15 protein-coding genes and 1 pseudogene are annotated in these 23,377 nt (G+C 42.8%); 5 read left to right on the top strand and 11 right to left on the bottom strand.

Going from position 1 to position 23,377, the window contains the following annotated elements:
• Positions 1–2 precede the first annotated feature (2 nt).
• Both tcdA and mltA read right to left on the bottom strand, forming a co-directional pair.
• On the bottom strand, positions 3–809 hold the full coding sequence (tcdA, locus tag OCU28_RS02570) for a tRNA cyclic N6-threonylcarbamoyladenosine(37) synthase TcdA (RefSeq protein ID WP_261816801.1): 807 nt from the start codon (positions 807–809) through the stop codon (positions 3–5).
• Positions 810–872: 63 nt separating this feature from the next.
• The gene (gene mltA / locus OCU28_RS02565) at positions 873–1,970 is read right to left on the bottom strand and encodes a murein transglycosylase A (RefSeq protein WP_261816800.1); all 1,098 of its coding nucleotides are present in this window, start codon (positions 1,968–1,970) and stop codon (positions 873–875) included.
• A 179-nt stretch (positions 1,971–2,149) separates the two neighbouring features.
• On the opposite strand from mltA, the gene argA reads away from it, so the two are divergent.
• Complete coding sequence (argA, locus tag OCU28_RS02560; RefSeq protein ID WP_261816799.1) at positions 2,150–3,460, top strand: amino-acid N-acetyltransferase; 1,311 nt, start codon at positions 2,150–2,152, stop codon at positions 3,458–3,460.
• On the opposite strand, the gene recD is transcribed toward argA, so the two are convergent.
• The 4 genes from recD to OCU28_RS02540 all read right to left on the bottom strand — a co-directional run bounded on the left by recD (position 3,443) and on the right by OCU28_RS02540 (position 13,740).
• Positions 3,443–5,548: an exodeoxyribonuclease V subunit alpha gene (gene recD / locus OCU28_RS02555; protein ID WP_261816798.1), complete on the bottom strand. Its 2,106-nt coding sequence runs from the start codon at positions 5,546–5,548 to the stop codon at positions 3,443–3,445. The two genes, argA and recD, sit on opposite strands and share 18 nt — an antisense overlap.
• The gene (gene recB / locus OCU28_RS02550) at positions 5,549–9,109 is read right to left on the bottom strand and encodes an exodeoxyribonuclease V subunit beta (RefSeq protein WP_261816797.1); all 3,561 of its coding nucleotides are present in this window, start codon (positions 9,107–9,109) and stop codon (positions 5,549–5,551) included.
• 224 nt (positions 9,110–9,333) lie between these two features.
• Positions 9,334–12,738, bottom strand: a complete 3,405-nt coding sequence (recC, locus tag OCU28_RS02545) for an exodeoxyribonuclease V subunit gamma (RefSeq protein ID WP_261816796.1) — start codon at positions 12,736–12,738, stop codon at positions 9,334–9,336.
• Positions 12,739–12,813: 75 nt separating this feature from the next.
• Entirely contained in the window at positions 12,814–13,740 is a 927-nt protein-coding gene (locus OCU28_RS02540) for a TDT family transporter (RefSeq protein WP_261817417.1), read from the bottom strand.
• Positions 13,741–13,885: 145 nt separating this feature from the next.
• On the opposite strand from OCU28_RS02540, the gene OCU28_RS02535 reads away from it, so the two are divergent.
• The 4 genes from OCU28_RS02535 (at position 13,886) to dapD (ending at position 17,089) form a co-directional block, all read left to right on the top strand.
• Positions 13,886–14,818 (top strand): LysR substrate-binding domain-containing protein, encoded by a 933-nt coding sequence (locus tag OCU28_RS02535; RefSeq protein ID WP_261816795.1) that lies wholly within the window; start codon positions 13,886–13,888, stop codon positions 14,816–14,818.
• 51 nt (positions 14,819–14,869) lie between these two features.
• The gene (locus tag OCU28_RS02530) at positions 14,870–15,172 is read left to right on the top strand and encodes a YebG family protein (protein ID WP_261816794.1); all 303 of its coding nucleotides are present in this window, start codon (positions 14,870–14,872) and stop codon (positions 15,170–15,172) included.
• Between the two features lie 67 nt (positions 15,173–15,239).
• A complete protein-coding gene (locus OCU28_RS02525) occupies positions 15,240–15,881 on the top strand; it encodes a MarC family protein (RefSeq protein ID WP_261816793.1) in 642 nt (213 codons plus the stop codon).
• Positions 15,882–16,057: 176 nt separating this feature from the next.
• Positions 16,058–17,089 carry a 2,3,4,5-tetrahydropyridine-2,6-dicarboxylate N-succinyltransferase gene (dapD, locus tag OCU28_RS02520; protein ID WP_261816792.1) on the top strand — a complete coding sequence of 344 codons (1,032 nt, stop codon included), beginning with the start codon at positions 16,058–16,060 and terminating at the stop codon, positions 17,087–17,089.
• Positions 17,090–17,219: 130 nt separating this feature from the next.
• Here dapD and OCU28_RS02515 read toward each other — a convergent pair.
• The 5 genes and pseudogenes from OCU28_RS02515 to OCU28_RS02495 all read right to left on the bottom strand — a co-directional run bounded on the left by OCU28_RS02515 (position 17,220) and on the right by OCU28_RS02495 (position 23,376).
• Positions 17,220–18,526, bottom strand: a pseudogene (locus OCU28_RS02515) (dicarboxylate/amino acid:cation symporter).
• A 442-nt stretch (positions 18,527–18,968) separates the two neighbouring features.
• On the bottom strand, positions 18,969–19,997 hold the full coding sequence (locus OCU28_RS02510; protein ID WP_261816791.1) for a tetratricopeptide repeat protein: 1,029 nt from the start codon (positions 19,995–19,997) through the stop codon (positions 18,969–18,971).
• Positions 19,998–20,012: 15 nt separating this feature from the next.
• The gene (locus tag OCU28_RS02505) at positions 20,013–20,957 is read right to left on the bottom strand and encodes a type II secretion system F family protein (RefSeq protein ID WP_261816790.1); all 945 of its coding nucleotides are present in this window, start codon (positions 20,955–20,957) and stop codon (positions 20,013–20,015) included.
• A gap of 2 nt (positions 20,958–20,959) precedes the next feature.
• Complete coding sequence (locus tag OCU28_RS02500; protein WP_261816789.1) at positions 20,960–21,925, bottom strand: type II secretion system F family protein; 966 nt, start codon at positions 21,923–21,925, stop codon at positions 20,960–20,962.
• Positions 21,926–21,939: 14 nt separating this feature from the next.
• Complete coding sequence (locus OCU28_RS02495; RefSeq protein ID WP_261816788.1) at positions 21,940–23,376, bottom strand: CpaF family protein; 1,437 nt, start codon at positions 23,374–23,376, stop codon at positions 21,940–21,942.
• Position 23,377 lies beyond the last annotated feature (1 nt).

Genomic DNA, 23,377 nt, shown 5'->3' with positions numbered 1-23,377 from the left:
ACCTAACTATGCTTTTGAATGAGTTTTTCAATAATACGTGATACCGCAACAAAACCAAAGGTTGCAGTAACCACCGTCGCTGCACCAAAGCCCGTTGCACAATCCATACGCTTAGGTCCCTCAGCAGTAGCCTTCACGCCACATACAGAGCCATCGGCTTGTGGATACTTAAGCTGCTCTGTTGAGAAAACGCAATCAATGGCGAACTTTCGCTTTGGATTTTTACTAAAGTTATGGAAGCGACGTAATTGATCTTTGATTTTTTTCGCTAGCGGATCTTGCACTGTTTTACTGAGATCGGCGACGCAAATCTGAGTCGGATCAACCTGCCCACCCGCACCACCAATAGTGATAACCTTGATCTTATTGCTGCGACAATAAGCTAGTAGTGAGGCCTTGGCCTTAACACTGTCAATCGCATCCAGCACATAGTCGTAATCTTTGCTCAAATATTGCGCTTGATTGTCTGCGTCAATAAAGTCATCAATGAGATTGACCTTACACTCAGGGTTAATCAGCCTAACACGCTCCGCCATCACCTCGATCTTACTTTGACCAACAGTGCCTGTCATAGCGTGGATCTGACGATTAATATTAGTGACGCATACATCATCCATGTCGATGAGTGTTAACTCTCCAATACCACTACGCGCTAAGGCTTCAACAGCCCACGAGCCTACCCCACCGATGCCTATCACACACACATGGGCTGCCCGTAGGATCTCTACTTGGCTATTCCCGTACAGGCGGCGTGTGCCACCAAAGCGCTGGTCATAAGATTCTGATGCTGGGCTAGTCAACTCTCGCATGACGATATTTCTCCACACAAATACAACAAGAGTGCGATTTATACGCACTCTTGAGTTTAATGTCTAGGGTCTGTTGGGCAATTGCCAAGGATTTTCAGTGGGGCTATTTTCTAACCCTAACTTCCATACCCGACCAAAATGCTTATAGTGACCAGACTGAACCCCTGCTCGCGGTCCCATACCATGATATAGGTCGAGGTGGTTGTGCTTAACTGCGCCACCGGTATCTAATACAATCAATAATCGTAATGCATGGGAACCAGACCAAGTACCATCAGCATTAAGCAGTGGTACCTCTGCTAATATCGGAGTACCCATAGGTAATAAACTGCGGTCTCCTGCAACAGATGCTAATGGAAGTAATGGAATACCAGCGGTTCCACGCACTGCCAGGTCATCCTTTGGAGCAAAGAACACATAAGATGGGTTTTGCTCTAACAGCTCACGTACCGTTTGCTCATCATTTTCACTTACCCATTGTTTAATCGCCTTCAACGACATTTTATGTCTTGGCACTAAACCACGCTCTATGAGTATGCGTCCAATGCTGACATATGGGCGATTATTTTTACCTGAGTAGGCAAAATATTGCATGCTATTGTCATCACCGAAGTGCACAAATCCACTGCCTTGCACTTCCATCAAGAATGGGTCTATTCGATTCGCAGCGTAACCTAACTCAAGCCCTTTGCCATCTAGTGCACCTTCGTTGATCTGAGCTCGAGTAGGACACTGTCCTGAACAATTCGGTTTTCCGTAAAGGGGGTATTTATATACTGCATCCGCTTGATGTCTTAACTCAATAACCGGTGAAAAGTATCCGGTAAACAGTACGTTCCCCTTCTTATCTCCACCACGCATCTGAGCGCTCTGAATACCATAGTTGGCAAGCTCATCAGGATTACCACTTTGCAAAGCCCACTCCGAAAGAGTTTCATACAAACCACGATATTTTCTAGCCATCGAAGGTGAGTTTTCCAGCACCTGTTGGGCTTGCTTATCAAACGAATTGAGATCTCGATATGCATTACTCTCAACCGTATCGACTTTGGTCAGAGGCTTAGTAAAAGTTTGGTCTGAATATTGCTGTCCGAGATCTGTATTTTGAGCACAGCCAGCAAGTAAAAGGGGTATAACAAAGGAGGCAAATATTTTACGCATATAATAAACAGATAGTTAAGCAAGTAGTAGCAGGATGACAAACTCACACCAGCAACGCAATCTTTACTTCATTATTGACTAACAATTGACGATTAAAATATTCGACTAATTTTGATACAGATATTGCATTTTAATATTTACTCATTTAAATTACATAAAAATTCAAACTGGATATTGAGATGGTTCGCAGTACTGAGTTGGTAAAAGGATTTAGGCAATCAACCCCCTATGTTAACTCACATAGGGATAAAACTATGGTTATCTCCCTAAGTGGCGAGGCCATAAGCCATGAAAACTTCCCTAACATCGTTAGTGATATAGCGCTATTACATAGCCTTGGAGTTAAGCTCGTTCTAGTTTTTGGCGTACGCCCACAAATAGAGCAAAGCCTGCAACAACACGCTATTGATGCCAACTATCACAAACAAATTCGAGTAACAGACTCTGCGACTTTACCTCTGGTAATGCAGGCTGCTGGTCAGTCACAGCTTGCGATTACTGCGCACCTATCGATGAGCCTCAATAACACCCCTATGGCGGGTAATGAACTCAATATTGTCAGTGGTAACTTTGTCATCGCTCAACCGCTAGGCGTTGAGGATGGTGTTGATTATCAAAGCAGTGGTCGAGTTCGCCGTATTGACGTACAAGGCATCAACAGAGCCCTTGATCAAGGCTCGATCGTTTTAATTTCCCCTGTAGCCGGTTCAGTAACTGGGGAGTGCTTCAACTTAGTATCTGAAGATCTCGCTACCAAGATTGCTATCAAACTGGGGGCTGCAAAATTAATAGGCTTCTCTCCAGAGCAAGGCTACGTAGATGATAGTGGTGCTGTGGTTTCTGAGCTAATACCACAACAGGTAGAAAATATCCTTAAGCAAGGAAAGGCTTTAAACAGCAATCGTAGATTTTTAGAAGCCGCTTTGCTGGCATGCCGTAAAGGCGTGCAGCGTAGCCACTTAATAAGTTATGCTGAAGATGGAGCACTTATTCAAGAGCTGTTCTCACGAGACGGTATTGGTACTCAGATAGTGACCGAAAGTGCCGAGCAGATCCGCAAGGCGACGATCGATGATATTGGTGGGATATTAGACTTAATCATTCCTTTGGAAAGTGAAGGGATTTTGGTTCGCCGCTCTAGAGAGCAACTCGAACAAGAAATAGAGAAATTCACCATCATCATCAAAGATGACATCATCATAGGTTGTGTTGCTCTTTACCCTTATCCAGAAGATGATATGGCGGAAATGGCCTGCCTTGCAATACACTCTGAATATCGCGATGGCAATAGAGGCGCCCACCTCTTAACCCATATGAAGCATCAAACCCAATGCTTAGATATAGCGCAACTTTTCATTCTAACTACTCACAGCCTACATTGGTTTAGAGAGCAAGGTTTCAGTGAAATAGAGATCGCTGATCTTCCAATCAAAAAGCGCGATCTCTATAACTTCCAACGCAACTCTAAGATCCTAGCGCTGGATGTCTAAACGCTGAGATAGATGGCTACTGCGCTCTGTTTTACGCATAACAGAGCGCTTTATGATCCCATCATCCGCGATAATCTTAAGAAATGACTTGGCTCGAGTAACACCTGTATAGAATAGCTCTCGCGTGAGTATTGGTGATGGCAGTTTGGGTAATAACAGGTAGGTATTCTTGAACTCGCTCCCCTGCGATTTATGTATTGTCATTGCAAATGCAGTTTCGTGTGCAGGCACACGGCTTGGTAATACAGCTTTAACCCCACCATCAGGCTGCTCAAAAAACACCTTCATTCGAGGAGTACTATCACTGGTATCCATCAAACAAATACCTATATCACCATTGTAGAGTTGCTGGCTATGATCATTAGTAGTGATCATAATTGGGCGCCCCAAATACCAAGTATCACGATGCTGAGCAATTAAACCCTTGCTTGCCAATCTTTGCTCTATCTTTTGGTTTAGCCCTTCAACACCAAACTCCCCTTCTCGAACGGCACATAGCAGGCGCGTAGTCGAAAACTGCTTTAATACTTGGGCGGCGTATGTTCGCGTAGGTGCCTCATTCTCAGGCCTCAGCTCCAAATAGGCGCGATATTTCTCTCCCAACTCTATGACCAACTGGTTATAGCTGTCACTTTCTAGCTCGCTATGCTGAACATCGTCTAGGTTTTGCTTAACAAGGTGTAGACTCTTATCTGCATCGCCATTATTAATCGCTTTGGCCAACATCCCAATACCTGAACGGCTATGAAAGCGATAACTTTTTCTTAGAGTCGTCAGGCTATCCGCTACCGCACTTTGAGTAGCTGGTGTATTTGTGTAGTTATATCCGGTTAATTGCGTAAGTGCTTGTCGATAAGATTGGGTAAGCCCAGCTTGCAATGCACAAATATCACCAAGCACAGAACCGGCCTCCACTGAAGACAACTGATCTCTATCGCCTAATAAGATCAAGCGTGCATGCTTTGGCAATGCATCTAATAACTTGTGCATTAAGGGTAAATCGACCATCGAGGCTTCATCAAGAATAAGCAGGTCTAGGTGCAGTGGATTGTGTGCATTATGTTTAAAATCAACCTTACCCGCGCGTGCACCTAACAAGCGATGAATGGTACTGGCAGTGGTCGGAATGCGCTCTTTTATCTGCGGTGAAACAGGTAAAGAGTCTATCGCCTGACCTATCGACTCAGTAAGACGCGCCGCCGCTTTGCCAGTAGGGGCTGCAAGTTTTATATTTAGATTACCTGAAACAGAGCTAACCAGTGCGGCTAATAGCTTTGATACTGTGGTCGTTTTTCCGGTGCCCGGCCCACCAGAAATAACGCACAATCTACGTAATAGGGCGGTCGCCGCTGCTATCTTTTGATAGTTCTTACAAGCCGATTGTGGGATAAGGGTGGCAATGGACTCAAGATCACTTGAGCCAGTGGCAGTCTTGGCAATGTCCAACACTTTGCCCCACTCTATTTGTGAAGCTTCCTCAATATCTAAGGCTTCACAAATAATCCGTTGCCACTGACTATCATTGGCATGATCCAACCCCTGCAGGTCTTTAAACAAGTAGCTCCACTGCCACTCAAATAAGCGATCAAGCTCTTGGGATAAATGCTGTTTGGTATGAGCGTCTAGCTCTATGGGTGTTGCAAATTCAATTAATTTATTAGCTAACTGCGACTCAAACTGCCAGTATTTTTGTAGATACAGGCTTCCAAATTCATACACCAAAGGCCTAGCTTCATGCTTTGAATTCCGCATGATAAGCGAGCTCAGTTTGATCTGCTCTAACCAATCTATATCGAGCAACTGTGGATCTAGTAAGGATTGAAACTTAGCCGCTGAGAAAGTATCAAGGGGTGACCATTTGTCATCAATCGTTAAGCAACTGTTTCCCTTACTTAATTCGAAACTCACCGCAGCTACTAATACTGCGCTCGCTTCACGATGTTCCGGCGGCTCGTTTTCTGATAAAAACTTGGCTAACTGATAATCCAATTGGCGAATTAAACCTAACTGGCAAAATTGTTCAAGCCACTGTAGCCAAGTGAATTCTTGAAAAGGGTTTTGTTCAGTGATTGGTAATGTTGCGTCCATTTATTTCACTTCCCCTTTAATATGCATGTCCAGCTGTTCAAGTAGCGCTTGATTTGGCTTGGTATTAAATACACCATAATCACCACTGCCATCCATTCCTCGTAAAAACAGATAATAGACCCCACCAAAATGTGTTTGGTAGTCATAATCCAAGATTCGAGATTTCAAAAAACGGTGTAAAGCTAAGGCATAGATCTGATACTGGGCATCGTATCTATGCTCTAACATCGCCTGCTGTAAGCTTTGGCTATGATATAAAGAAGCATCATCCCCAAGATGATTGGACTTCCAATCCAATACATAGAACTTCCCCTCATGTTCAAATACGAGGTCTATAAAGCCTTTAAGCATTCCTTTCACTCGATTAAATTCAAGGGCTTGAGCCTGAGCTGTGAGCGAGTCATTGTCACTGGCAATCTGATGAAAAACCTGCGCTGAGAGATGCTTTATGGGTAATAAAAACTCCATTTCAACCAAACGCTGTTTCGGTTGTAGGCGATTTAGCTTAAGACCCTTGCCATCCAAATCGGTATCAAGAACCGTATTTACCATACTCTGTAATATTGGTAACCATTCGCTATCTAACTGCTCATCATGGAGTAACTTTTCAATTATGGCTTGATTCAATTCACTAAACGCAGTTTCGGTATACTCAACCTGTTCAAAAAGGGTATGCAAAAACGTGCCCGGATTTGCACCACGAGGAAAGTTAAACATATTCCTTTCGAGTACTATATTCGGCATAGCTTGGTCTTGAGCTGCATCAATATCGATATCACCAGACAACAACGAGCTCGGTGTATAGCTATGTTTACCCGCCTTCGACAACCCTGAATAACTGGTCATACGCCATTCGGTATCAATGGTATGTTTCAGCTGCGCCGCAACAACTTGCTGCTGTGATTGATGAGAAGTAACAACCTGACTGTCATCCCATTGCGGCGGTTCGCATACCCGCATACAAGCAAACTTACTCTCTAATTCATTCAAGCAATGACTCAGCACACTCGCTTCTTGAGGCTCTGCCCCTTGTAACAGATAGCCAATTGCGCTTTGATGAGTAGAGAGTGCTTTTTTATTACCATCTTTAAGGGCCGCAATCCCCATATAACAGCCATAAACGGCACGGGTAATTGCCACATAGAGCAGTCTTAAGTCTTCAGCCAATCGCTCCTGCTCTGCTTGCTTGATACCTTGTTTATTATTATCAAGGTCAAGGCGGCTTTGCTTGAGTTCAGCGTCATAGTAAATGGCTTGCTTTGAGGCTCTAAATCCACTCACAAATGGCACAAAAACCAGATCATACTCAAGTCCTTTTGACTTATGTATTGTCACTACCTGAATCAGATTTTGCTCTGATTCTAAGCGCTGTTTTTGTTCTTCACTGCCATCACCAGAATTGGCATTCTCTATACGCTCATTGAACCAGCGCAATAGTGCATACTCACTTTCAAGCTCAACGGATGCCTGCTGTAACACCTCTGCAAGGTGCATTAAATCGGTCAGTAGGCGCTCACCTTCAAGCTGTGACTTTAGGGTTTGAGCTAGGGTTCGTTTTTGTATCCAGTAGCGAATAAGCGCCATCACCCCAAACTTGTCTAAGTATTGTTTGTAGTCTGTAAATTCATTAACCACCGACTCCCATTGCGATTCATCTTGCTGTAAGGCATCTAGATAGGACAGCGGCAGCTGTAAAAGCTGGCAACCTAGGCTTGCGCGAATCGCCCCTTCATCGTGATTATTTAATACTGCATACAGAAACATAGCCAGATCAGGCGCTGCGGCAGAGGCATATACACTGTCTCTGTTTGATAGGTATACACTGGCTATACCTTTCTTAGAAAGTGCCTGGCGAACCATAGCGGCTTCGTTCCCTGTACGAACTAAAACTGCGATATTATTTGGTTTAATCGATTGACCAGCGACAGTAGCCTGACCTCGCTGTGAGGCGGTTAGTAAGCGCCCTATCTCTGTCGCACAACCTTGCGCCATTACTTCCAAGTAGTCTGCTTTTTTCACCCCTTGCTCGCTATCCATTAACCAAGTGGTTAATGCTGGTTGAGGTTCACCTTCAACTTGCCACTGCATGCTATGAGCCTTAGGGCTTGGGTCAACCGCTATAAAAGGTATGTCATCATCGTATATAAACGGCTGTATTGCTTCAGAAAAGAGTAAATTACTTGCCTCAACCATATCTGCACTTGAACGCCAGTTAGTGGTTAGATTGAAATGAGATGTAACCTCTTTACGAGCTTGAATATAGGTAAAGATATCCGCCCCTCTAAAGGCATAAATCGCCTGCTTAGGGTCCCCTATCATAAATAGGCCACACTCGGCATGGCCTTGATATACCTGACTAAAGATACTGTACTGCTGCGGGTCGGTATCTTGAAACTCATCGATCATTGCAACTGGATATAGGCTTCGAATTCGCTCACGCAATAGCTCTGTTGTGTCATTTAACAGTGCTGTATTGAGATGTGATAGCAGATCATCAAACGAAAGCTGATGCTTTTTCTGTTTACTTTTAATCACAGACTGTCGGCAAGTTTCAATAGCGTCTACAAGGATAGATTGCTTTATATCTATGGCTGGCAGCTGCAAGAAAACCTCTATTTGATCAAAAGCCTCAAGCTGAGGAGGGGCTCCCTTTTTGGTTTTATCTTGCAACACTGAGCATCTAAAACGCTCTAGCTCCGCTGGGAAGGTTATCGAATTAGATTGTTGCTCAGCCCAACTATCAAGCTTACTAATCCAGTTGGGTACATTTCGCTTGTTGTAGGGGTTTTTAGCAATGCCTGAATCAGCAATTATTTTTTCGACTTGTGAGCTGGCTTCTAACCATTGCGACTTCATCTGTTGTGTCTTAATCAGTCTATCTTGATACTGCTCAGTCAGGTTATTCACTCCCCCAGGGGCGTAAATATAACGCTCACTACCGGAAAGGTGAGTTTTTATCTCTTTAAGCAGTATCTCTGGCGAGCGCCATTGTTCTCTTACTGCATCCACCAGCGCTTGGGGTAACGGGTAAAATTGTCGACGCCAGTAGTCAGCAACCGCCTGCTTCATCAATTCACTTTCATCGGTAATTAACTCAGAAGCAAAGCGACTTCCTGATTCAAATGCATTTTGTGTCAGCATTCTTTGACAAAAACCGTGAATCGTAAATATTGCTGCTTCATCCATCTGTCGCTCTGCATCTAGGAGTAACTGACACGCCAGTCCATGGTCTGGAGTCTGATTAAGTAATGGCTGTATCACAGGATCATTGGACTCTCCGCGACTAAAGGCAATTCGAGCTTGGTGGATACGAGCTCTAATTCGGTCACGCAACTCTGCGGTTGCCGCCTCGGTAAAGGTTACAACTAGGATTTGTTCAACCGTAAGTGGGGTTTTATGTGCACTAAATTGATCCCCATGTCCCAGTAACAACCGCAGGTAAAGCCCTGCGATAGTAAAGGTTTTTCCTGTTCCCGCAGAGGCTTCAATAAGCCTCATGCCATGCAAAGGAAAAGAAAGCGGCTCAAGTTGTTTAACTGTGATATTTGATAACTGACTCATACCTAACCCAAAACAAGGTTGAAAATTTTGTGAGCCTAAACCAACTCTTTCAATATTCTTTAGAAACAGTGGTTTATCTCATTGAAGATTGCGATCTATTTCACTGTTATACATAACAGTTATCCGTAGTCTTCGTACAATCGAAAAAATTGGTCTCTCTGACCTTAGGCCGCTAAGAATTACCCTACATATAATAAAATCTAGCGGCCGCCTAACTCTGCCAATCAATCCATCAGTTTTAATCGCTCGATAGCAGGAAGCAGTATCCGCTCACTCAACTGCATTGCTTTACTATAAAAATTGCTATCCAACTCCTTCCATACTCGCTGAATATAATAATTATCGTACTCTCCGTTAGAGTAGTTATTCCCAACCAATACTGACTCAAACTTACTTCTAGCTAAGGCTCTAGCTTGCTCTGAATCCATCTTAACTAATCGTTTATTAAACTCAGACATGGCTTCAAATGCACTAACGGGAAAATAGGGTAGCGGTACTTTTTGTCCTGCAAGAAACTCGGAAGTAAGATCATCAAATAAGCTCTGGGCTACGTCGGTATCTAACGCTTCAAAGTAATAATGTTGTACCCCGCTATGCTTATCGAATCCAATAAAATGCGTCTTCGTAGGCTTACTACTAATGCTAGCAATCAAGTGCTGAATCCAAGTAGAAAATATATCTTGTGAACGAACCCTGCCCGCTCGATAATAAACACCACCAGCGGCATAGCGTTGTTTCAGCCACCCTACTAATTGCGTATCTTGATTTAGAGGTAGCGAGACTTGAATATCCACTTGCGCAGAGGCCGTAACAAACTGCACTTCTTTAGCTATTTCGCGAGCGACCGCTTCGACCTCTTCTAGCTCAGCGGTGCCAAAGTAACCAATAGGTAACTGCCCAGATATATGCAGCCAATCGGCAAGTTTGTCAGTGCCGAGCACGCCTTGATCTAACTCAGCCTCTAGCAGCTGCTGTTTAAACAGGTATGACTCTAAGCCATTAAGTGAAAAAGGTTCGTTATCTTCAATCGACTCACCTTGTCCTTCAAACCAAATATTCAATTGACGATTAAAGAAATACTTCACCGGCAAGGACCAAAAACGAATCAGCTCTTCAATATCGATCTCTGTTGGCAGGTTAGGATTTATTGAATGATCAGCACTCAACGGTAGTGAGATATCCATATTGGCAACAGCCGCCCATTCACTGGCGAAGCTACCCCTATGCTCAGAAAAAGCATCCAAACTAAACGGCGTCATACTGTGTTTAAATGAAATAGAGTCAAGTAGTTGTTGTCCCGACATATCCACACTTAGCTGTGTATCGACATCTAAGCAGTAGTTTTGAGAACAAAACTCCATCAGCTCAGTAACTACAATAGAAGGAAGTCGAGGGCTATTATCATGTATCGATTGCCCAACGTAGCTGATATATAATTTTTGTTGGGCTGATAGAATCGCTTCTAAGAAAAGATACCTATCATCATCCCTACGACTACGATCGCCAGATCGCGCTTTTACATTAATAAGGTCAAAGCCTTCTTTTGCCACCGTTCGCGGGTAAGCCCCATCATTCATCCCCAACAAGCAAACAACCTTAAATGGGATCGAGCGCATTGGCATCAAGGTACAGAAATTCACCTGACCGGCTAAAAAACGCTGACTTATACGGCTAGTATCAAGCTTGCCCTGCAAATATTCGCTCACAATTCGAAGATCTATTAGTTGCGAAAATTGCGCCTCTTCTGTTTGTCCTACTAACTGGGATATTGCGTCTCTTATCGTTTTTATTGCCAGTTCGTTATCCACATCTAAGATAAAAAATGCCTCTAGCATTTGAATAACTTGCTGCTGCCATAAATCAGCCGTTCTTGCCTTGGCTAATTCACCTCTGTGTTGCAATAGGGTTTCAACAAAGTGCGCCAACTTACCAGCCAACTCGGCCTGTAATCCTTCAACCTGTTGATAGGGTGCTACCGCTTGTTGTGCAATATCAAAGGACGTATCAGAGGACATGGCGTAACCCATTAAAATTCGTCTCAATCCAAACAACCACGTATTTTGGCTCATCTCTGGAAGCTCTAGCTCCAACGATGTTTGGCTGTCGAGCCCCCAACGAATCCCTGCCTCTTCAATCCAATTAGACAACAGATCAAATTCCGACTCCGATATTGCAAACCGCTGCAATATGGCTGGCGTCTCAAGCAGAGATAATATTTCACCTCTTTCACAGCGACTATTTGGCAAGTTCAACAGCTGCATAAAGGCGTTTAGTATCGGTGATTCTTGGCTGGCACTACGATCAGATATTGAGAAAGGAATGCGTCTTTCATAAGGTGTATTGCCAAATATACTTTGAATAATGGGCGCATAGGTATTGATATCAGATACCATCACTATGATATCTTTAGGCTTGAGGTTGGGATCGCTATTAAATAGATGCAGTAGTTGATCATACAAAACCTCCACCTCACGCGTAGCGCTATGACAGGCATGCAAAGTCAAAGAATTATCATGCTGTGGTACAACTTGCTTATGATGGCTGTCTAGTAGGTTGCTATCATCTTGATGCTGTTCAAGTAGCAGCATGTCTTGCTGTATCTGGGTAAGTAGAGATATAGAATCAACATCAGCAAAGGCATCAATTTCATTGCTTTCAAGGAGCGATAATAAATGGAGATTATCCCTGCCTTGCTTTCCTAGTGAGGCTAATAGGTTATTGGAGACTGCTAAATGATTAGATTCAGGCAGTTGGTTGCTCTCGATATCCCCTTTAAGTAAAACCTCACCTTGCTCTTGCAACCAGTCTTGTCCATGCCAGCGAATTTTAGGACGATTCTGTTTAGACATCTTGATTAACGTTTTCTGATCTTTGACATCTCCCCAATAGAAACGGCAGGGATTATGAAATAACAGATGCACATCAATATGCTCACCAAGCGCTTTGAGCGCTTCTAGGTACTTAGGCGGTAGTGAGCTGATACCGAACACAAACAAACGCTTAGGTAGCCCTTCATGCTCAACCAGTTCACCACGGCTTAATGCATCAATAAAACTCTGATAGAGGTTTGCCCTATGGTATGGGGACTGATTAAGGCTTTGGGTATAATCAACTAAAGCGCGCCATAATTCTCCTTGCCACAACCCTTGCTCACCTAGCTCTAATGGATGCAGTCCTTGCTCCCAACTAAGGATATAATCAGCACGGTATACAAGGTATCCATCAAAGATATCAGCAATTTTTTCACACAGCTGATAGCACTTAGACCCATCATTGTCCTGCTCGAGGTATTGAGCCAGAGGCGAAAAATTCTTCCCCTTTAAAAGAGTCGGCAAGATGTGCATCAACTTCCAAGTCATTGCCTCTTTATTAAAGGTACTTCGCTTAGGAACATCAGGTAATATTTCAACAAACATGTTCCAAATAAAGGTAGCAGGCAGCGGGAAGTTGATATTTGCAGCGATCCCTTCATCCTCGGCAATAGCCATCTTTAGCCATTGCGACATCCCGGGGCTTTGTACCAAGATTTGTTCTTGTTCGAAAGGAGAAGAAAGAGGTTTTTGACCCATCAGCGCAATTAATAGCGACTTAAGTACATCAATTTGATTAGAGTGATAAACGGTAAACAAAGCTGGCTCTCAATCCATTGAATTATATCAATAAGACTAACATAACCAGCTTAAATTAACGGAATATCAATAGCATTATTTCGCCATTGCAGCCAGTCGAGGCTGAACCAATAGATGATTGAGGTATTTAAATGCGACATAGCTGACAACTACCACTGCAATAACTAACTCAATAATCGCTAAGGTATGGATTTGATTAACGTACTCAGATGCAACCTTTAAGCTCATCATCCATGCTGATACCTTAAATAGTGCGGTGGCACTAATAACCAAAGGGAAAGTAAGCGCCGAATAAGCAGGACTAAATGGAAGCTTCAACAAGCGATAGAGTGCTAGATAGATAACTAACGTCATAAGCACTGCAATCCCAAATAGTAACGCGACCACCATAGGCGATGGTATAGAAACAAAAGAGAGATACCCTGCTAATGAAAGACTGGCAGGAGCTGCCATAATCGCGATAGTTGGCTTAGCCGCATCGTGTACTAACTCTGAAAACATAAAGCGGTAGATCATTAAAGGCAACATGACTGCGTAAGCCAACATCCCAAAGTATAGGGTTATTTCGGCAATCCAATGCAATGACTCTCCACCATGAAAAGTAAGTGCGGCAACAATAATACCTACCGGAGGCACAAACCAACTTGGGAGCATATGTTGCAACTCAAAGCTTTGACTGCGATAGAAAATGAAATTGATTAAAAATACAATATGCAGGATAACCGCAACCAGCCAAATGGCATGTCCTAGCCATGAAGCATGATTCGCAATAGCGTGTGAAACTACCATGCTTGCCATAGCAAAGGTAGGCACAACACTACCAACAACAGGATGGGCAAGGTCTTTTTTTAGAAGCTGCGGATGTAATATAAATTTAGTCGCTAGAATAAGCAGTAGCAAAAACCCTAGTGTGGCACCTGTATTCTGCGCATAGCCATTAAAAATGCCTATGTTTTCTAAACACCAGCCTAAACTAGCAATACCTAATGCGAGTCCAGCCATTGGTGTTGGTGCATTTTCAATACGAGATAATAATTTCACTGAGCCCTCGATCTGTGTTCTAAAAAGTAATGCGTTCAGATTACACTTGCATTTCGTTTATTAAAATTTAAAGATACAAAACACACGTCAAGTAAAATTAAACATTATGTTAGCCTTCACTCTGCGCCAACTCGAAGTATTTATCTCAATCACACAAGCTCGCTCTCTATCAGCGGCAGCCACGAAGCTGTGCTTATCTAAAGCCGCCGTAAGCCTTTCTTTAGCCGAGCTTGAAAATCAACTTGGGCATAGCCTATTTGACCGCATCAAAAACCGCTTGGTGCTCAACAATGAAGGAAAACTTTTACTTCCCGCAGCCAATGAATTATTGGACCGAGCTAGAGAGCTGCCCCAGCTATTCAATCAGGGCTCCCAACTAACAGGTAAAATCCACCTTGGGGCAAGCAACACCATAGGGAATCAATTGTTACCATTATTAGTTCGCGATTTTACCGCAAAACATCCTAATATTGAATTTGATATGCAACTTTCAAACTCATCCGCTTTGGTTCAACAAGTGTCTGAGTTTGGTTTAGATTGCGCACTAATAGAAAGCAATGAAGTCTCCCCTCAACTCAATCATCACTCTTTTGGTTACGACAACATGTGCATTGTATGTGCGCCCTCTCACCCATTATTGAATAACAAAAACCTTTATCTCCATGATTTAGAATCACAAAGTTGGCTACTACGAGAGCCCGGTTCGGGATCTCGAGATTTCTTTATTACCCACATTGCCACTCAACTTAAAAGCTGGAATAAAGCATTTGAGCTGACTTCTAGCGAAGCGATTATTAATAGTGTTGGCGTTGGATTGGGACTGGCTTGTCTATCGGAATTATCCGTAGCAACCGCAATTCAAGCAGGAAAGGTAGCAAAACTTGCCATTCAACTGCCACTAGCTAGAAAGATGCAGCTTGTGGTGCATAACAAAAAACACCTCAATCCACAGCTAAAAGCCTTTATTGACTTTAGTCTTGCTTGGCGATTGAGCAATCACCTCGCAAAATCAGCAACTGAACTAGACTGTAAACAGTGAATTCTGTATAAATCAACAGTATCAAATAACCTAATTTAATGAGGATGAACCATGGCTGTTATCGTCAAGTACGTGGTAGAACGCAACGGAGAAGAAAAGATGACTTTTACCTCAAAAGCGGAAGCTGATGCCTATGACAAAATGCTGGATATGGCCGACGAACTATTCGAACTGCTAGGTAAAAGTGAAATTATTGCAGATGAAGAGAAGCAAGAAGAGCTTTCTATGTATCTGGCAAAAAACAAAGACGAAGTACTTTACGCCTTGGGAGCAAAACGCAAACCTGCCCCTAAAAAGCCAAAAGTGGTAAAAGATTCAGCAATAGATGAATCTAGCGAGTCTGATGCAGCTTAAACTCTAGAATAGTTGTACAGGGACTGCTAACGTAGTCCCTATTAATCACTCATATGCAACAACCTCAATGAAAGAGTTAATTCTTCATGCTGTAACTGTGTTTATGGGCTTTTTTGCTATCATGAACCCTATTGCCAACACCCCTATATTCCTTGGACTTACTAGTGGTGCAGACCATGCCACCGCCAAATCAGTCGCCCTACGTTCCGTATTTATCGCTTTTATCATAGTTACTATTTTTGCGATATCAGGAAAGATCATCTTTGACCTGTTCGGTATCACCTTGTATGCACTGCGTATCACGGGTGGTATTTTGGTTATCATGATTGGCTTCAATATGCTGCAAGGCAAGAATGAACACACCCACGCCAATAAACGCATGTCAGCATTAGAGCAAAAACAAGCTGCACTCGGAATTGCTGTATCACCACTAGCAATGCCTATTTTGGCAGGTCCTGGCACCATAGCGACAGCGATGAACTTCGCCGCAGTTGGGGGCTATTATGAGGTAAGTATTACTGTACTTGCGTTTGCACTGTTATGTGGCATTACCTATTTACTATTTGTCTCTGGTGAAGCCTTAGTGAAAGCACTCGGCGCAAGTGTGCTCAATGTAATTACTAGAATGATGGGGTTAATCCTAGCTGTAATCGGTATGCAGATGCTTATCGAGGGTATCCATCAAGCCTATAGTGCGCTATTCAACTAGTGCAGCACTCATAGACTCAACCATTTTGTCAGTTTTCATGATTTAGCCCTTTTCACCTATGCTTGGGCTGATTATAGTGTAATCCTGATAACAAATTTAAGAGGCATGCATTCTGATATCTGGGTTCATAAATGAGCTTAGCTAGCATGCCAAAACTATTATATGGAGATTTATTAATGTCTTTCTTTGCACTGGCTCTCGGTAGCGCAACCAAAAACCGAGATGGTAAAATTATTGAAGCCTTCTTCCCTGCCCCAATCTTAAACCCAACTTCTGATTTAATTGCAGCAGTTAAACAGGTATCAAACTACACGCAAGGCAATCAAAGTATTGAACTATCTCCACAGCAATGCGCCGAGCTTGTAACTGTGTTTGAAAATAATAACCAATCTGCAAGCGCAAACTTTGCTTCAAAAGCAGCACAATCAACTCAACCTTTGGTGATTACAGTTCTTGAAACTGATGACAAGCCTCAATCAGTTGCCGAGGGCTTTTTAAAGTTGCAACTTATTTCTCATCGCCTTGCTAAACCACACGCTATTGTTCTCGATGGTATTTTTGGTCTACTACACAACATCGCATGGACAAATGAAGGCCCTATCGATCTTCCTGAGCTTGCTGAACGTCAAATTGACGCTCGCCTTGCTGGACGTGCTTTAACGGTCGATTGCGTAGATAAATTCCCTAAAATGGTAGACTACATTGTTCCGACTGGCGTTCGTATTGCTGATACCTCTCGTGTACGCCTTGGTGCGCATGTAGGTGAAGGCACAACCGTTATGCACGAGGGCTTTATCAACTTCAATGCTGGCACAACAGGTGTAAGTATGGTTGAAGGTCGAATCTCAGCGGGTGTTATGGTTGGTGAAGGATCAGACATTGGTGGTGGTGCTTCAATTATGGGCACACTCTCTGGCGGCGGTAAGGTTGTTATTGCTATTGGTGAAAATAGCCTACTTGGCGCTAATGCTGGCCTAGGCTTTCCTCTAGGGGACCGCTGTACTATTGAATCTGGCTTGTACGTAACAGCTGGCACCAAAGTGCAGATGCTTGATAGCAATGGTAAACCAGTTGAGATAGCAAAAGCACGTGATCTTGCTGGAAAGTCGGATCTACTTTTCCGCAGAAACTCTCAATCAGGTGCGGTAGAGTGTCTTACCAATAAGTCTGCTGTTGAACTCAATAGCGAATTACATAGCAACAACTAACCATTGTTTCCGAGATGAATTATTGTTTCGTGAAATAAAAACGTAAAAAAAGGGAGAACATTATGTTCTCCCTTTTATTATGCTTCGACATTAGAGCGAAGCAAAAACTAAAGCTAACTCTCTTCAGTTGTTACTTTTCAGATAACGTATGAAGATTAACTTCCTCTTGCTTCTTACCAGCGCCTGGGTCGTTGAATGTATCGATATCTAACGCACCCTCTGACTTACCAACAATTACAGTAACCGCACTATCACCTGTAATATTTACCGCAGTACGAATCATATCCAATAGGCGATCCACCCCCATAATTAAGGCAATACCTTCTAAAGGAAGACCCACTTGGTTCAATACCATTGCAAGCATAATCAAACCAACCCCTGGGACACCAGCAGTACCTATAGAGGCCAATGTCGCAGTTAGGATTACCGTTAGATAGTCCCCCATAGTTAGGTCAATATTGAACGCTTGTGCAATAAAGGCGGTCGCAACACCTTGCATGATGGCAGTACCATCCATATTGATCGTTGCACCTAACGGTATAGTAAAAGATGAAACACGGTTATGGACTCCCAAGCGATGAGTCGCAGTTTCCATAGTCACCGGAATGGTTGCATTTGAAGAAGCAGTAGAGAATGCGAACATGACCGCATCTTCCATTTTCTTCAAGAAGTTGATCGGATTTAGACCCGTTGCAACCTTCAATAATATTGGATATACCACCAAACCTTGAATCAATAATGCGGCGCTCAATACCAGGAAGTACCCCCCAGATTGACAATAGCTCCAAGGCCAATATTTGCAAACAGCTTCGACATTAAGAAAAACACACCATAAGGAGCGATATTCATAAGCAGCGTAACGAGCTTCATGATCACTTCGTTGATATCACGAAATGCAGCGGCAACTCTATCGCCAGCTTCGCCACAAGCGCTTATCGCGATACCAAACAGCAACGCAAATACAATAATCTGCAGTGTGTTTCCCTGAGCCATAGATTGAATCGGGTTGGTAGGGAACATATCGATAATAACTTTGCCTAGCGAAGGCGCTTCGGTCGCAGTAAAGGAGGTTGCCGCAGTGAGGTCGGCACCACTACCGGGCTGGAATACCGTTCCCATGAAAATAGCCATAGAGATAGCGATCATGGTTGTAATGATATAAAAAAGCAGCGTTTTTCCACCAAGTCGACCTAAGGTAGAAATGTCTTTTAGGGAACTGGTTCCGCAAACTAGAGAGACAAAGACCAATGGCACTACAAGCATTTTTAAGCTTGCAATAAATATAGATCCACCGACATCAAATAAACCGTTTACCAGATAACCTTGTACAAAGTGGTTTTCTGAAAATATCAAACGAATAATAAAACCTGTCAGTATCCCTAATACCATACCCATAATCACACGGGCTGTCAGAGACAGTTTTTTATCAGTATTCATCTATGAATACTCCTTCTTAAAGTGTTTAAAGAGCTTTGAACGGCTGCAAAGCCCCCACAAACCCTATCAGACCAACAATAGATAATTATTCTCACTTAGCCTGTTAATTATCAGTATTTGAAGGCCGTCTCAATTTTACGCTTCCAAAAACATAAATCCTAACAAACTAATCACACAACAAAGACAAGTTAGCTCAAAAAACACCCAGACCCAACGCGGTAAACCACCAGCATTTCAACATCGGAGTCATACATTCCATTTTCAAAACAAACGCAACCTAAACAAAAATATAATAAGTCCAACTTCAGGTAATAATTGTAGCTCAATCATCAATTTTTTTGGTACTTACCACCATTGCTAGTGCTCTATCTGCAATAAAAAATAAGCACTCCAATAAATTGGAGTGCTTATCCATGTGGCATACTAATCTTAGCTTACTGTACTACCCTTCTACCGGTTCAACTTTTTGCAGTCGCAATTCCGACAGAGCTCTTTCTAGGTTCTCATTGGCCGTCTTATAGTAAGAAGGCTTTTTATCAATTGCTTGTTGAAAGTATGGAATCGCTTCTTCTGGGCTTCCCCTTAACATCACGAAGTAACCTACATTATTAAGCGCTTCTGGCTCACTCATATTCCTTTTAAATATATTCAAAGCTTGTCGGTTATCCCCTAAAGCAATATAGATTAACGCCAGATTATTCAGTGCTTTTTCATTCCCAGGTTCTCTTTTAAGGGCGCGATTGGTTATCCGTTGCGCCAAATAGTACCCTCCACTCATATAATGAGAATAACCAAGGTTAACTAGAGTCTGGGTTGAGTTTGGAGCAATCTCTAATGCTCTTTCATAGTAGCGCTTAGCAAGGTCATGGTTTTGCTCCGTATCAGATAATACGCCCAGTCCCATATAACTTCTAAATGGGCTCTGAGAATCATAGGGTAAATCTTTAAGAACTTCGTCTGTAAGCGAAGAGTAATTTTCCAAGACCTGAGGGTTATTAAGCCTAACTTGATCCTCACTTACAGCTCTAAAGAAGTAGGTTCTACCTTCATCTACCAAGCCCTGCTTAGTATAGATAAGCCCTAACTCCTCCAAAGATTTAATGCTATTGGGCTCAGCCTCAACTGATTTGAGATACGCCTTTTCAGCTAGTGCAACATCTCCCTTTGCAGCATGGATTCGACCTATGGTATAGAGGGTTTTAGGCTGATGAGTTGCATCGTTAAACGTGAGTGAGCGAATATATTCATAAAGAGCTAAATCATAATTTTGATTGGTTAGCGCTTTATCCCCTCTTTCAATAGCCTCTAACTCTGTTTTAGGTGGCTCTTCATTAGTTAACGAGTCAACAGGTTTACCTGAATATAAGCTGTTATCAAATGAGCTGTTTTTGTTGTCGGTATCTGAGGCACAACCGAACAGGCTCACACCTAAGGTCAATGCGACAACCAGTTTTTTAAGTTTGAAATCCATTTCTTATTTCCTTAGCTATTTTAGCGCATCGAACAGCGTCATTAATCCAGGTCCCAGCGCCACAATAAAGAAGCAAGGCCAGATAAACATCACCATTGGGAATAACATTTTTGTGGGAATTTTTGCTGCAACCTCTTCTGCTTCTTGAGTTCGTTTATCTCGATAGTCTTCAGTATAGTCTCTTAAGGTTTGTGCAATACTCCCCCCAACTTTGGCGGCATGTGAAAGCATTGTCACTAGCCCAGTCAACTCAACTACACCGGTTCTATCGACCAACTCTTTAAAGGCGATTGGCATTTCAACACCGGCTTGAATCTTAGCGCATACCGTCTCTAGTTCGGCGGCAAAATCGGGGTGACTCACCATAAGCTCGTCTCCCACTCTTTTAAGCGCGGCATTGAACCCCAAGCCAGATTCAGTACACACTACGAGTAAGTCTAAAGCATCGGGGACCGCCGCTTTGACCCTGTCTTTTCGCTCAGAAACCATCTTGGCCAAAACCATATTTGGACCAAATAGACCAAACCACAAGGCCACAATAATAAGCAGTGTCATATATCCTGAGTCTCTCATCAGGAAATATACAACGGCCGATAAAAATACACCGATCAATGCACTAAATAGCTTTATCGCATAAAACAGATTTAAGGCACTTTGATCATGATACCCAGCCTGAATAAGTTGCAGTTGTATACTGTGTCTTTCTTTAGCTGAGTTGGGAACCATGAGTGGTGCAAAGTTTTTTAACGCGCTGTCCATTCGATCAGACCTTGCATGTGGGTCAGAATCACCACTAATCGATTTCAGTTTTCTTTTTAAAGGCGAGTTAACGCCCAGCACTAGCATCCCGACAGCCATAACCGCTAAGACTGTGCCAACCATAACCATAAATAAGAAAAGATTATCGCGACTGATTAAGTCTTGCAGTGATGATGTACCTAGTAAGCTATTGAAATCCATAACTACACCTTAATATTTACAATTCTTCTTATCCAAAACGCACCAATCGCAAGGCTCACGATACCAACGCTCACTGCGGTAATACCTCGAGGATCACTAATCAATAGTTCAGCATGAGTTGGGTTGATAAACATAGTTAATATATAAAGTGCGAAAGGAGACAGTACTAAGATCCATGAGGAAAGACGAGCCTCTGCTGATAGGGTTCTTATTTTCCTAGCTAGTTTAAACCTAGCACGTAAAACCTTCGAAACCTTATCAAGGTTCTCAGTCAAATTACCCCCTGTCTCTTTTTGCAAAATAACTGCACTCGCAAAAGCCAACATAGACACAGTTGGTGTTCTATCAACCATCTGCATAATTGCAAGGCGCATATCATAGCCAAAATTGAGCAGGTTAAAGGTTTTACTAAATTCCAGTCCAATAGGGTCTGGCATCTCCTCACCAACCTCTTTAAAGGCTTGGTTTATCGGTTGGCCCGCCTGAAGGACCCGCTTAATAATATCTAACGATTCTGGTAACTGCTCTTCAAAGGTTTGTAGTCGTTTAGATATACAGCGCTGGATCCACATATATGTGATAACCACCGGCGCAAAGAAAATAGCTACCGATACATACCACTGCTGGTTTAACACCAGAGATACAACTAACGCTAAGACACTTGCTAACGTAACCCACCCCATCAAACGCCCGAGGGTTACTTTTAGGCCTCCTAGTTCAAGCATTTTTTTAAGGCGTTCAAAGGCAGGTATTTTAACCATCTGCCTTTCAAAGGGGGTCATTTCTTTAAGATAATACTCTTGAAGTAATGACAAACTCTCTTCGTCTACCTTACGCTGAGCCTGCTTTAGTCGCTTGGCCAACTCACCATGTTTTGCCTTTTGTCCTGCAACAGGTAACAGCAATGCTTGTGAGATAAATAGAACAGCAAAAAACAGCAATACTAGAAATAAACCCAAATTATCCATAGCCTAATGCCTCTCTAGTTACTGGCTTTAAAGAGTTCAAATGGAATATCCAGACCTCTTTTTACCAAGTTGTCATGACAAGATGGCACGATTCCTGTCGCAATATATTCACCGATAATATTACCGTTCTCATCAATACCTCGACGGCGGAACTTAAATATTTCCGACATAGTAATAACATCACCTTCCATACCGTTAATCTCACATACACTAACCATGCGACGTTTACCGTCTTCTTGACGCTCCATCTGAACCACAAGGTGAATAGCAGACGCAATTTGTGAACGCAGGTTTTTTGCAGTCATGTTCCATCCAGCCATGGCGAACATATTTTCTACCCGGCTAAGGGCATCTCGAGGGGTGTTTGCGTGAATCGTGGCCAGTGAACCATCGTGACCTGTGTTCATAGCTGAAAGCATATCTACCGCTTCGGAACCACGCACCTCACCAATCACGATTCTATCTGGACGCATACGAAGTGAGTTCTTAACTAAATCACGCTGGGTAATCTCTCCTTTCCCTTCAAGGTTAGCAGGGCGGGTTTCAAGGCGAACGACATGTGGCTGTTGTAATTGAAGTTCAGCTGAATCCTCAATAGTTACGATGCGTTTATTACTGGGTATGAAACCAGAGAATATATTGAGGGTGGTAGTTTTCCCTGAACCGGTACCACCAGATATGAGAATATTCAGCTCCCCAGTAACAGCCGCTTCGATAAATTTGGCCATCTCTGGAGAAAGAGAGTTAAAACCTAACATATTATCCATGGTCAAACGGTCTACTGCAAAGCGACGAATTGAAACCGAGGCACCATCGATTGCAAGGGGTTGAATTATCGCGTTAACCCTAGAGCCATCTTTTAAGCGAGCATCAACCATTGGCGATGCTTCATCAATCCTACGCCCAACTTGACTAACGATTCTATCGATAATATTCCGCAAGTGCCTTTCATCTAAAAACGTATGCGGGGTTCGCTCCAGTTTACCAAACCTCTCGACGTATACGCTTTGAGGTCCATTGACCAAAATATCCGACACGCTTCGATCATTTAAAAGCGGCTCTAAAGGCCCTAACCCGAACACTTCGTCTTCTATCTGCTTAATGACACGTTTTCTCCCTTCCAAGCTTACTGGATGGGTTTTATCATCATTCATTAGCTGGCTTACAGCTTCTTGCAGTTCTCTTTTCGCCCTTCCTTCTTCGAGATTAGATAACACACCTAAATCAAGGGTCTCTAATAGCTTTTTATGGAAGTAGTGTTTAACGTCCTGTTCTTGCTTTTGTGCTTTATCTAACTCTGGGACATTATCAATATCAGACTGGCTCACATTTGTTACCGGCGAAATACTCACCTTAGTCTCAACAACTTGCTCTTGTTCTTGTTCTTGATTTTCAGCACTATTCGCTTTTCGCTCAAAATCTGGGTTAATATTTTTTCTTTTGAAAAACATA

It is taken from the genome of Vibrio gallicus (assembly GCF_024346875.1).
Classification (GTDB): domain Bacteria; phylum Pseudomonadota; class Gammaproteobacteria; order Enterobacterales; family Vibrionaceae; genus Vibrio; species Vibrio gallicus.
Note: the sequence above shows the minus strand (reverse complement) of the source record. Positions and strands in the feature narration are given on the sequence as shown.